This is a genomic window from Caulobacter sp. P1_D6 (genome assembly GCF_056406095.1).
Genome location: NZ_JBFUAW010000001.1, coordinates 122,074 through 134,655, shown reverse-complemented (window position 1 = coordinate 134,655; position 12,582 = coordinate 122,074). Strand labels below are relative to the sequence as shown.

8 protein-coding genes are annotated in these 12,582 nt (G+C 68.2%); 5 read left to right on the top strand and 3 right to left on the bottom strand.

The genetic code is table 11. From position 1 onward, the window contains the following. Positions 1-34 precede the first annotated feature (34 nt). The 3 genes from AC1DYP_RS00575 (at position 35) to AC1DYP_RS00565 (ending at position 3,956) form a co-directional block, all read left to right on the top strand. Entirely contained in the window at positions 35-2,293 is a 2,259-nt protein-coding gene (locus AC1DYP_RS00575) for a TonB-dependent receptor (protein ID WP_477044664.1), read from the top strand. 106 nt (positions 2,294-2,399) lie between these two features. Continuing rightward, positions 2,400-3,116: a TetR/AcrR family transcriptional regulator gene (locus AC1DYP_RS00570; RefSeq protein WP_477044663.1), complete on the top strand. Its 717-nt coding sequence runs from the start codon at positions 2,400-2,402 to the stop codon at positions 3,114-3,116. A gap of 39 nt (positions 3,117-3,155) precedes the next feature. Next, the gene (locus AC1DYP_RS00565) at positions 3,156-3,956 is read left to right on the top strand and encodes an SDR family oxidoreductase (protein ID WP_477044662.1); all 801 of its coding nucleotides are present in this window, start codon (positions 3,156-3,158) and stop codon (positions 3,954-3,956) included. 6 nt (positions 3,957-3,962) lie between these two features. On the opposite strand, the gene AC1DYP_RS00560 is transcribed toward AC1DYP_RS00565, so the two are convergent. Further along, positions 3,963-5,297: a glycoside hydrolase family 1 protein gene (locus AC1DYP_RS00560; RefSeq protein ID WP_477044661.1), complete on the bottom strand. Its 1,335-nt coding sequence runs from the start codon at positions 5,295-5,297 to the stop codon at positions 3,963-3,965. Between the two features lie 76 nt (positions 5,298-5,373). Continuing rightward, on the bottom strand, positions 5,374-8,421 hold the full coding sequence (locus AC1DYP_RS00555; protein ID WP_477044660.1) for a TonB-dependent receptor domain-containing protein: 3,048 nt from the start codon (positions 8,419-8,421) through the stop codon (positions 5,374-5,376). 218 nt (positions 8,422-8,639) lie between these two features. Here AC1DYP_RS00555 and AC1DYP_RS00550 point away from each other — a divergent pair, with 218 nt between their 5' ends. After that, positions 8,640-9,317 (top strand): TetR/AcrR family transcriptional regulator, encoded by a 678-nt coding sequence (locus tag AC1DYP_RS00550; protein WP_477033372.1) that lies wholly within the window; start codon positions 8,640-8,642, stop codon positions 9,315-9,317. 13 nt (positions 9,318-9,330) lie between these two features. On the opposite strand, the gene AC1DYP_RS00545 is transcribed toward AC1DYP_RS00550, so the two are convergent. Next, positions 9,331-10,656: a spinster family MFS transporter gene (locus tag AC1DYP_RS00545; protein ID WP_477044659.1), complete on the bottom strand. Its 1,326-nt coding sequence runs from the start codon at positions 10,654-10,656 to the stop codon at positions 9,331-9,333. 257 nt (positions 10,657-10,913) lie between these two features. Here AC1DYP_RS00545 and AC1DYP_RS00540 point away from each other — a divergent pair, with 257 nt between their 5' ends. Continuing rightward, a complete protein-coding gene (locus AC1DYP_RS00540; RefSeq protein ID WP_477044658.1) occupies positions 10,914-12,578 on the top strand; it encodes a carboxylesterase/lipase family protein in 1,665 nt (554 codons plus the stop codon). Positions 12,579-12,582: the final 4 nt, after the last annotated feature.

Sequence of the window (12,582 nt, the reverse complement as noted above, 5' to 3'; positions counted from 1 at the left end):
CACCAAGGGCGCGGCGGCGACAGGGGAGGGAACCATGAGCCGTCTTGCCTATACGGTGTCGCTGCTCGCCTTGATGGCGGCCGCTACGCCGGTCGTCGCGCAAACCAGCGCCGCGCCGCGTGAAACCACCGCCGTCACCAACGTCGAGGAAGTCGTCGTCACCGCGACCCGGCGGAGCGAACGCCTCCAGGACGTGCCGCTCAGCATCACCGCCTTCTCGCAGGCCGAACTGACCCAGAAGGGCGTGGTCGGCTTCGAGGGGATCGCGCGGGAGACGCCCGGCGTCGTGCTGAACAGGGCCAGCGACAACAACGCCCGCTTCACCGTCCGGGGCATCTCGACCAACGGCTGGGGCGCCGGCCTGCAGACGACCACCACCATCTATATGGACGAGCTGCCGCTCAGCACGATCGGCAACACCGTGACGCTCGACCCCGCCCTGTACGACGTCGAACGCGTCGAGTTCCTGCGCGGTCCGCAGGGCACGTTGTTCGGCTCGGGTTCGCTGTCGGGCGCGCTGCGCGTCCTGACTAAGAGCCCCGACCTGACGGGCTATGACGCCTCCGCCCTGGCCGACATCGGCTACACGCCGGACGGCGACGGCGTCCGCCAGCGCTACAACGGCATGGTCAACATCCCGCTGGTCGAGCACACCCTGGGCCTGCGCGTGGTCGGCTTCTATCGAAACGAGGACGGCTTCGTCGACAACGTCGGCACCGGGGTCAAGAACGCCAACGCCCTGACCGACTGGGGCGGCCGCGCGATCATGCTGTGGAAGCCGAACGACCGGCTCAGCGTCAGGCTGCTGGCCTCCTACGAGGACAGCGATCCCAAGGACGCCTCGCTGACGACGCCGTCGCTGGGCGACCGCAAGCGCTACAGCACCATTCCGGACCAGTACACGTCCAAGACCCAGATCTATAACGGCACTCTGGAGTACCAGTTCGACGGCGCGCGCCTGACCAGTTCGTCGACCTATTCGATCGCCGACAGCCTGTTCAACGTCGACCTGGGCGGCACCTTCAATCTGACCGTGCCGTTCTATCTGTACGACAGCTTCAAATCGAAGACCTTCGTCCAGGAGACGCGGCTGGCGTCCGACGCGGGCGGCCGGTTCGACTGGGTGGCGGGCGGCTTCTACCTGCACCGCGACACCGACCTGAACGGCGAGGACCGATCGAGCCAGGCCTTCCTCACCGCCCGCGGCATCACCGGACTGCCGGGGACGACCTTCGCCAGGTTCGGCGCCGATACGAAGACCTACGAGCTGGCCGCCTTCGGCGAGCTGACCTACCACCTGACCGACAAGCTCTCGGCCACCGGCGGCCTCCGCTACGGCAAGTACGGCGGCGAGGTGGACACCTATCCGGGCTTCAACACGGCCTACTTCACCTACGCGCTGTTCGGCCTTTCAGGGCCGCTGGCGATCGTGCCCACCCCGGCGGCGACCACCAAGTACCCCTCGGCCGAGAAGGCGTCCTGGAAGGCCAGCCTGACCTACAAGCCGTCGCGCGACCTGACGACCTATGTCACCGCGTCCACGGGCTATCGGACTCCCGTCTACAACGCCCGCGCCGGCAGCGTCAGCACCGTGGATCCGACCGACCTGGTCATTCCCGCCGGGGCCGGTTCGGACAACCTGATCAACTACGAGGTCGGCCTGAAGGGGCGCTGGCTGGACGGCAAGCTGACCGCCAACCTGGCCGCCTACTACATCGACTGGAAGAACATCCAGGTTCAGGCCAACCGCCAGTCGGACTCGGTCCAGTTCGCGACCAATGTCGGCCGCGCCGCCAGCAAGGGGCTGGAGGCGGAGGTCACCTTCGCGCCGGCTACGGGCTGGGTGCTGGGCGTCAACGGCTCGCTGAACAAGGCCAACGTCACAGAACTCACCACCCAGGAGGCGACGATCTCCGGGGCCGTGGACGGGGCGCGCCTGGCCTCGCCGCATGTGCAGGGGTCGGTGTTCGGAACTTATAGCTACGCCCTGGGCGGCCAGGCCACGGGCTTCACCAGCATCCAGGTCCAGCACGTCGGCTCCTTCCCGAACGGCTTCCCCAACACGCCGGGCAAGGCCGGTGTCGTCAGCCCGCTGTACGACAGCACCGACAGCTACACCTACGTCAACCTCCAGACCGGCGCGCGGTTCGGCAAGTGGAACGCCATGCTCTACGGCGAGAACCTCGGCAACAGCCGCGCGACGACCTACATCCATCCGGAGGCCTTCGTTTACAGCCGCTACGCGATCCTCCGTCCACGTACGTTCGGCCTGCGGCTCGGCTACGAGTTCTGAGCGGGATCGTGATCCCACGGGCGGCTCCTGGCGGGTCGCCCGTTCCCAGGCCCGGACTTCTGGGCCACGTTGACGCGTCCGTCGCAAAGCCGATACCCGAAGACCGATGAGCACCACCGATCAAGCCAAGCCGAAGACCGGGCCGAAGCCGCCTCGCCCCGGAAAGCACAAGGCGCGTGTCCGCGAGGAGTCGATCGAGCGCATCCTCGACGCCGCCGAGCAGCTGTTCGCCGAGTTCGGCTATCACGGCGTCACCCTGAAGGACGTGGCCGCGCGGGTCGGGGTCAGCTCGACGCTGATCCACTACCACTTCAACGGCAAGGAGAGCCTCTACGAGGCGGTCTGGGCCCGGCGGGCGCCCATTTCGGCGCGCAACCGCCTCGAGGCGATGCGGCGCTACGCCCAGGAGGTGGGCGACAAGGTCACGGTGGAGGGCGCGTTGCACGCCTGGATCGACACCGACCTCAACGTCCAGATCCACGACACTGAGCAGTGGATCGCGTTCGGCAAGATCAGCGCCCAGGCCAACAGCGCGGCCGGTTGGGGCGCCGAGAAGATGACCAAGTACTTCAACCCGGTGGTCCTGGCCCTGATCGACCTGCTCAAGAAGGCGATGCCCGACTGCGACGAGGCGACGATCTTCTGGGGCTATCACTTCGTGTCCGGCGCGATGACCCACAACATGGCCCGCACCGGCCGCCTGGACGAGCTGTCGCACGGGCTGTGCTTGTCCGACGACTTCATCTCGATCCGGCGGCACATGGCCAGGTTCATGGCCGCGGGCTTCGAGGCGATCTGCCGGAGCGGGACCGCCGACGCGTAGCAAACGCCGCACGTCTTTGAAACAGCGAAAGAGCAAGTGATGAGCGCAGCTGTGCGGAGCTCCGGCGTGCTGGCCGGCCTGTTCGACCTCGCGGGCAGGGTGGCGATCGTCACCGGCGGATCGCGCGGGTTGGGCCTGCAGATCGCCGGCGCCTTGGGCGAGTTCGGCGCCGCCGTCGTGCTGGTCGCCCGCAAGCAGGCCGAGCTCGAGGCCGCCGTCGCTGAACTGCGCGGCCAGGGTGTCTCGGCGTTCGGCTTCGCCGCCGACCTGGGCGCGCCGGACGGGGCTTCCGCCTTGACCGATTGGGTCCTCCAGCATTTCGGCCGGATCGACATCCTGGTGAACAACGCCGGCACGGTCTGGGGCGCTCCGGCCGAGGACTATCCGCTGGAGGGCTGGACCAAGGTCATCGACCTGAACGTGACCGGCCTCTTCCTGCTGACCCAGGCGGTGGCCAAGGCCGCCTTCCTCAAGCAGGGCAAGGGCGCGGTGGTCAATGTCGCCTCGATCGAGGGACTTCAGGGCCACCATCCCGACCGGCCGGGCACGATCGCCTACAACACCGCCAAGGGCGCCGTCATCAACATGACCCGGGCGCTGGCGGCCGAGTGGGGCCCGTGCAACATCCGCGTCAACGCCCTGGCGCCGGGCTACTTCCCCTCGAAGATGACCCTGGCCACCGTCGAGGCGCACGGCGACGAGATGCTGCACTGGACGCCGCTGGGCAAGCTGGGCGGCCCGACCGACCTGATGGGCGCGGCGCTGCTGCTGGCCTCCGACGCCGGCGGCCACATCACCGGCCAGACCCTAGTGGTCGACGGCGGCGCGACCATCATCTGAAGGCCTTCAGATCAGGTTTGCGCGGGCGATCCGGCCCAGGTGCACGGCGCTGGGCCGCGGCGTGCGCTTGAACGTCTGGCGATCCACTGCGACCAGGCCGAAGGGCACGCCGTAGCCGGACGTCCATTCGAAATTGTCCAGCAGCGACCAGTAGAGATAGCTGTGGACCGGGATGCCCTCGTCCAGGCATTGCCGCACGCCGTCCAGCGCCTGGTCGATGAAGGCGATCCGGCGGGCGTCGTCGTTCGTGGCGATGCCGCTTTCGGTGACGTAGATCGGCTTGCCGATCGCCTTGTGCGCCCAGCGGATCGTGTTGGCCAAGGCCTGCGGATAAAACTCGTATCCTGAGAGGGTGAGTTCGGCCCCTTTCGGCGGGGCCTTCACGCCGTTCTCGTCGACGATGAACCGGGTGTAGGTCTGGACGCCGAAGAAGTCGGCATGGGTCCGCGCCACCTCGACCCAGTCGCCATAGAGCCGACGCTGATAGACCTCGACCAGGCTAGGATCGCCGGCCGACTGGATGTCCTGGGTGGTCAGGGTCACGCCGACGGGCAGGTTCGGGCGGACCGCCTTGATCGCGTCGTAGGCGCGGCGGTGCGCCTCCTGCATGATCGGCGAGACGACCTGCGGATCGGCATAGGCCAGGCGCGAGAAGCGCGGGGAGTCCGTCGCCTTGGCCGCCGCCGCGATGGCCGCCTTCACGGCTGGGATCGCGGCCTGGATGCCGGGCATCATGTCGACCAGCAGCCGGATGTTGGCCTCGTTGAAGGTGGTGACCCTGTCCATCAGGCCGCCCAAGCGCTCGACCACCTTGGCGCAGTAGCGGGCGAACAGGGCCGGCGCGTCGGGGACCTCGAAGCCGCCGCGCTTGGCGAACCACAGCGGCGTCGTGAAATGGTTCAGCGTCACCATCGGCTTGAGGCCGCGCGCGCGGCACGCCTCCAGCATGCGGGCGTAGTGGTCGAGTTCGGCCTCGGAGAAATGGCCTTCGCTGGGCTCGATCCGCGCCCACTCCACGCCCATGCGGTAGCAGTTGAGGCCCAGGCCGCCGGCGATCGCGAAGTCCTCGGCGTAGCGATGATAGCTGTCGCAGGCGTCGCCCGAGCGGTCCTTGAACATGCTGGGCTTGATGTTCTCCATCAGCCAGGCGTCGCTGTTGGTGTTGCCGCCCTCGCTTTGGTAGGCCGAGATCGCCGTCCCCCACAGGAAGCCGGGCGGGGCGGCGCGCTTGGGTTTGGCCTTGTCCGCCGGGTGGGCGAGGCCGGGCGAAAGGGCCAGCGCCGCGCCCGCGCCGGCAAGGATGTCGCGACGCCCGACGGCCGACGGTTTCCGCGTGCTCATGGTGTTCTTCCTCTAGGCAGAGGTCGCAAAAAGAAGGGCGGACGACCAAGGCCGTCCGCCCGAGGCAGGAAGGAACCTAGAACGTCTTCTTGAGGCCGAACTCGATCGTCCGGCCGATCGGGTTGCCGGTCCAAGGGTCGTAGCCGAACTCCTCCTGGGCGGGCGGCGGGTCGCGGTCGAACATGTTGGCCACCGTCGCCGTCAGGGCCAGGTCGCCGTCCAGTTCCAGGCGATAGGTGAAGTCGGTGGTGATCCAGTTCTCGCCGTCCTCGCCGTACTGCACGCCGGCCCGCTCGTCCTTGACGGCCGAGACGAAGTTGACGCCCAGGCGGAAGTTCTGCCGGCCCAGGCCGTAGTTGACGCCCAGGTTAGCGCGCCACTTGGGAGCCGCCTGCGCGAAGGTGGCGAAGTTCAGCGTGCCCAGGCGGTCGTCGCCGGTCGAGATTGTCACGCCGTCCAGGGTGGTCGGGCCGGTCTTCAACTCGGTCACCCGGGTGGCGGTCAGGCTGACGTCCAGATTGCCCGGGCCCAGCGGCAGGCCGTAGTTGGACTGGATGTCGAAGCCGTTGGTGGTCTGGCCGGGGCCGTTGCCGTAGCGGGTCGACACCGCCGAGAAGGTGCCGACGCCGTTCATGCCGACGGCGCAGGCGGCGTTGAAGGTGATGCGGCGCAGCAGCGGCTGGACGGCGGGGTCGCAGGTGGTGATCGTGCCGCCGGCCCCGTTGAACACCAGGCTGGCGATCTGGTTGGGATCGGCGACCTGGCCGATCTGGTCCTTCGTCCGGATGTCGAAATAGTCGACGATCAGGCGGAAGTTATGATCGTCGGCGAAGCCGCGGCTTTGCCAGATCGCGCCGAAGTTCGCGGTCTTGGCGGTTTCCGGCTTGAGGTCGGCGTCGGTGACGAACTGGGCGGCCAGCCAGTTGTTGGCCGCCACCGTATAGGTGCGCGCGGCCACGGTGATCGCGCCCGGCGTCACGCCCAGGGGCGGGGTCTGGTAGTTGGTGCCGTACGAACCGCGGAGGGTCAGCGGCCCCCAGACGTTCCACTTGCCCGACACCTTGTAGACGGTCGCGCCGAGGTCGTTGGAGAACCGCTCGCGACGGGCGGCCAGCTGGAAGTTCAGGTTCGACAGCACCGGCACCTGCAGCTCGCCGAACAGCGAGTACTGGCTCTGATCGGCCTGGGCCGGGATGGTCGGGGCGAACAGGACGAACGGACCTGGCGCGTCGGGCGTGCAGCCGCGGAAGTTCGGATTGTTGGTCGCCGTCGGGTTGGCTTCCAGGTTCGGCGAGCCCGGGCCGTTGGCGCTGGTGGTGCCGTGCGGCCATTCGCACTGGACCGTTCCGTTGTTGAACGGGCTGACGACGATCTGCCGGCTCTCGAACGTGCGATACTGCGCGCCCAGGGCCCAGCCGATCTCGCCGCCGGGCAGCTTCAGGCCCGACTGGCCGTTGAACACCAGGTCGGCGGTGAAGTTGTTGCTTTTGTTCTCGACGGCGCGCGGGTCGAACATCCAGAGGCTCAGGTCCTCGGGGTTCTCGTGGCCGGCGACGTAGTTGGGGTTGGCCAGGCCCCGGACCGGCTGGCCCTTGAACGAGCTGGAGAAGGGGTTCCACCACATGCAGCCGTTCTTGCCGGCCGCGCCCGGATTCTGGGTGCCGAAGCGGGTCGGGTCCAGGTCGACGGCCTGGCAGCCGGCGCCGCCGAAGCCGTTCAGGGCCTCTTCCAGGCGGTAGCCGATGGTGTCGGCGTGGGTGTTGTAGTTGTAGGCGTCGTTATAGGTCAGGGCGAAGTCGTAGCCGACGGCCTTGGCGAAGGGGGCGATGTCGCCCAGCTCGCCGGTGATCCCGCCCGACACGCGCCAGACCTTGTTGTCGATCTTGTCGGCCACGCCAAAGCCGTCGCCGCCCGAGTAGTACGGATTGCCGCCGTGGCCGAACAGCCGGTAGGTGGTCGGGGTGAAGCCCTGGGCGCCGACGATGCCGTGCGCGGCGGCGAACTCGGCCGCGAACGGGTTGGCGATCGGCACGTAGAACTGGTTGACGGCCCCGGTCGTCAGCGCCGGCCCGCGCGACACCGGCTGGGCCGGCGAGCCCATCACCTGCGGCAGGGTCACGCGCCCATAGGACGCGTCGGCGTGGAACTTCATGTTGTCGGTGATGTCCGCCTTCAGCTGGGCATAGAGGCGATAGGTGTCCTGCTTCTCCACCAGCCGGTAGTACGAGATGTAGTTGTAGGCGCAGGTGAAGGCGTTGTCGTAGCGGCCGCCGACCGCGGCGCAGCTGGCGGGGGTGAAGTCCGAGACCAGGCCGCCGAGGGGCGCGCCCCATTCGCCGACGTCCGTCGCCGTGGGGACGGCGGGCAGGGCGCCGCGCGGCTGCCAGCCGGTCAGGTTGGTCAGGGTGGACCACGGCGCGGGATTGTAGCCGGCGCCCGGCGTCAGCGAGGCCTTGGTGAAGTCGCGCTCCATGGTGTTCAGGCGCGAGCGGTGCTCGTACTCGGCCGAGACCAGCAGGTTGACCCGGTCCTCGCCGATCCCGCCCATCACGCCGACCGAATAGTCGCCCTTGGAGCCGTCGATGTACTTGTACTGCGCCTGGGTCTGCAGGCCGACGAAGTGGTCCAGGGTGATGAAGTTGACGACGCCGCCGGTGGCGTCGGCGCCGTAGATCACGGCCGCGCCGTCCTTGAGGATCTCGGTGCGGGCCAGGGCGATCGAGGGCACGTTGGCGGTGTTCTGGTTCATCCGCCGGCCGTTCAGCAGGACCAGGGTCTTGTCCGCTCCGAGGCCGCGCAGATTGTAGTTCACCGAGCCGACCAGGGTCGGGCCGCCGAAATAGTAGGACTCGCCCGTGGTCGGGCCCGAGATGGTCAGGCTCTTGGCGAATTCCAGGGCGGTCGGCGAGCCCTGCTTCTCCAGCGCCTGCTGCGAATAGACCTCGACGGGGAGGGCGGCGTCGAGCGCCGAACCCCGGATGTTGGAGCCGGTGACGACGATCTCTTCGACCTGCGTGGCCTGGTCCGAAGATTTCTGCGTGGTCTGCGACCATGCCGGCGATGCGAGGCCGGCGACCCCGATCAAGAGCGCGACGCCCGATACGCTCGTAAGCCCGATTTTCATGTGGCGACCTCCCCGTCGAAATGAGTCTCTAAACGCTCATTCTCACAAGAGTGAATGTTGCCTACTCGTCGCGGCAGCGTCAATCGATCATTGTTCCGCGATCGCGGTTTGAGGCGCCGACGAAGCGATTGCCGTTATGGGAACGATTGACAGGAGCGCGTCGCGCCCCGACTACGCGCAGACCCGACTAAGCGCAGGGTTGGGACCAGGAGGACGGGTTGGCGGGAGCGACGGCTGAGGACATCAAGGCGGGGCGGCGCACCAAGGCCGAACAGCGCGCCCACAGCCTCGAGCAGATTCTGGACGCGGCCGAATACCTGTTCTCGCAGAATGGCCTCTACGGGGTGACCCTGCGCGACGTGGCCGAGCGGGTGGGCATCCACACGACGCTGCTGAACTACTACTTCAAGGACAAGGTGAACCTGTTCGAGGCCGTGTTCGCGCGGCGGGCCGGGGTGACGGCCGGGCGGCGGATGGTGGCCCTGGAGCAGTACGAGCGGGCGGCGGGCGACGAGCCTACCGTCGAGGGCGCGCTGCACGCCTTCCTCGATACCGACCTCGACCTCTATTACGAAGGCGGCGAGCACTGGATGAACTACGCCGCCTTCTGCGCGCGCGTCAGCAACACGCCCGAGGGCGCCGCGCTGATGGACGAGCACTTCGACCCCGTCGTGCTGAAGCTGGTCGGCATCCTGAGAAGGGCCCTGCCGAACTACGCCGACGAGGAGATCTTCTGGGGCTATCACTTCGTCAGCGGCGCGCTGATGAACACCCTGGCGCGAACGGGCCGGATCGATCGGCTGTCGAGCGGGATCTGCCACTCCGACGACTTCCCGGCCGTCAAGAAGCGGATCGCCCGGTTCATGGCCGCGGGCTTCATCGCGTTGAAGGCGTGAAGCCCGCGAACCGTCAGGCCGCGCGTTCGGCTCTTTCCTTGCGTTCAGCTCGGGCGAAGGTCCGGGCCAGCCACAGGAACAGCCCCACCGCCAGCACGTAGAACGGCACCAGCGTATAGAGCGCCATCTGCAGGGAGTTGTGCGGATGGCTGGCGCGGAAGAAGTCGCTGGCCATGCCGACATAGGTCGGGCCCAGGCCAAGGCCGATGAAGTTCATGACCAGCAGCAGCAGCGCGCCGGACATGACCCGCTGCTCGGGCCGAACCTCCTGCTGCACCAGCGTCACCGCCGACGACAGATAGAAGTAGTTCAGGAACGTCGGGCCGATCAGGAAGGTCAGGGCCAGCGGCCAGGTCGGGGCCCAGACGAAGCCGATATAGAACGGGATGGCCAGGGTCAGCGAGATGACGGGGGCCATGGCGTAGGCCATCTTGGACTTGCCGGTGAAGCGATCGATCACCCGGCCGGAGACGAAGATCCCGGCGCTCATGCCGATCCCCACCACCAGCGCGTACCACAGCGCGACGTCGCCCAGGGCCATGCCCTTCTCGCGCATCAGGAACAGGGTGGTGAAGTTGCCCAGGCCGTAGGTGACGAACTGGGTCGCCCCGCTGCCCAGGGCCGCCAGCACCAGGGTTGGGCGCGAGAAGAACATCGTCAGCGTCGACCAGAAGCCGGCCTTGATGGGCGCGGCGCCGGCCAGGCCATCCAGGCCGCCGCGCGGCGGTTCCTTGACGATGAACGGCAGGATGCCCGCCGTCACGACCCCGATCACGCCCAGCACGACAAAGGCGTGGCGCCAGTCGAAGGCCGCCGCGATCGCGGCGCCGAAGGCGATCCCCAGCGCCGCCCCGACCGGCGGGCCGAGGTTGTAGATTCCCAGCGCCGTGCCGCGCTTACCCGGCGGGAAGTAGTCGGAGATGATGGCGTAGGAGGGCGGCACGCCGCCGGCCTCGCCGAAGCCGACCGTCATCCGCGACACGGCGAACTGGGCGTAGTTGGCGGAAAACCCGCAGGCCGCCGTCGCCGCGCTCCAGATCCCGCAGGCCAGGGACAGCACCGCGACGCGGTTGGTGCGGTCGGCCAGCCAGCCGACCGGAATGGCGATGAAGCAGTAGAACATCGCGAAATAGAGGCCGCCGATCAGGCCCAACTGGCCGTCGGTGACGTGCAGGCTGTCCTGGATCGGCTTGGCCAGGATCGACATCAGCTGCCGGTCCAGGAAGTTCAGGACATAGACGAACCACAGCGTGGCCAGGACGATCCAGGCGCGGCCGCTCACGGCGGTCTGGCGCGACGCCTGATCGGCCTGGGCGAGGGGGGAGGGGGAAGCGGTCATCGGCGAGCCACCAGGGCGCCGCCGGGGTTCTTCTGGCCGCGCGAACGGGTTCGCGGCGCTTTCGCACACATGGTCTTCAAGGGTTTTCCTCCCAGCCGCCGTTTTCGAGCTTGGCTTTCCCCGAGCATGCGCTCAAACACGATCAAAGATCAAGTTCACGCGCACGAGAGTGAATGTTGACAGGCGCCGGCATCGTCGGCACGCTGTCTGTGCAACGTCGGCGCCCACGATCGACGCGGAGACGGGGAGGAAACATCATGAAGACTCGGACAGGTTCCTTGAGTTCGCTGACGTCCCGAGCCTTGGCCCTGGGGCTTTCGGTCCTGGCGTTCGCGCCTGCCGCGGCTTGGGCCGACCAGGCCGTCGTCAAGGCGCCGGCCGGCGCGCTTCGCGGCGTCGATCAGGACGGCCTGAAGGTCTTCAAGGGCGTGCCCTACGCCGCCGCCCCCGTGGGCGCGCAACGCTGGAAGCCGCCCGTCGCCGCGCCGGTCTGGAGCGGGGTGCGCGACGCGCTCGACTTCGGTCCGGCCTGCTATCAACCCAAGCCCCGTCCGGGCGGCATCTACAGCTCCACGCTGAAATCGATGAGCGAGGACTGCCTGTCGCTGAACATCTGGGCGCCCGACAAGATCAAGAAGGCCCCGGTGCTGGTCTGGATCCACGGCGGCTCGCTGATCGGCGGCGCCAGCAGCGAGGGGATGTACGACGGGACCGCCCTGGCCAAGCAGGGACTGGTCGTCGTCTCGATCAACTATCGCCTGGGCGTCCTGGGCTACATGGCCCATCCGGAGCTCAGCGCCGAGTCGCCCGATCACGTCTCGGGCAACTACGGCCTGCTCGACCAGATCGCCGCCCTGCGCTGGGTCCAGAACAACATCGCCGCCTTCGGGGGCGATCCGAAGAACGTCACCATCGCCGGGGAGTCGGCCGGCGGGCTCAGCGTCATGTACCTGATGGCCTCGCCGCCGGCCCGCGGGCTGTTCCACAAGGTGATCGCCCAGAGCGCCTACATGGTCTCGACGCCCAGCCTGAGCGAGCCGAAGTTCGGTCACGTGCCGGCCGAGGCCATGGGCGCGGCGACGGCCGCCAAGCTGGGGGCAAAGAGCCTGGCCGAGCTGCGGGCCATGGATGCCGAAACGCTGACGACCTCGGCCCTGACGGCGGGCTTCCAGACCTTCGGGGCGATCGACGGCAAGGTGCTGCCAGCCCAGCTGGTCGATGCGTTCGATCGCGGCGAGCAGGCCCGCGTGCCGATCCTGGCCGGCTTCAACAGCGGCGAGATCCGCTCGCTGCGGTTCCTGGCCCCGCCGCCGCCCGCCGACGCGGCCGCCTACGAGGCCGAGATCCGCAAGCGCTACGGCGACCTGGCCGACGACTTCCTGAAACTCTATCCGTCCAGCGACGTGCCCGAGAGCGCGCAGTTGGCGCCGCGCGACGCGCTCTACGGTTGGACCGCCGAACGGCTGGTCGCCAAGCAGACCGCCGCCGGCGCGCCGGGCTATCTCTACCTGTTCGACCACGGCTATCCGGCGGCGGACGCGGCGGGCCTGCACGCCTTCCACGCCAGCGAGATCCCGTACGTCTTCGGCACGGCCAAGACGACCCCGCCGGCCTGGCCGAAGAACCCGGACACGCCCGCCGAGGCCAAGTTGTCGGCGGCCATGATCGGCTACTGGGCCTCGTTCGCCCGCGACGGCGTCCCCAAGGCGGCCGGCGAGCCCGCCTGGAAGCCCTACGCGAGCGACCGCGCCTACATGCTCTTCGGCGAGGGGCCGCAGCCGGCCGCGCACGTGCGGCCCGGCATGTACGACCTGAACGAAACCGTCATGTGCCGCCGCCGGGCGCAGGGCGACACCCCGTGGAACTGGAACGTCGGCGTCATCGCGCCGCCGCTTCCGGCCGCGGTTCCCCAATGCCGGTGAGCAG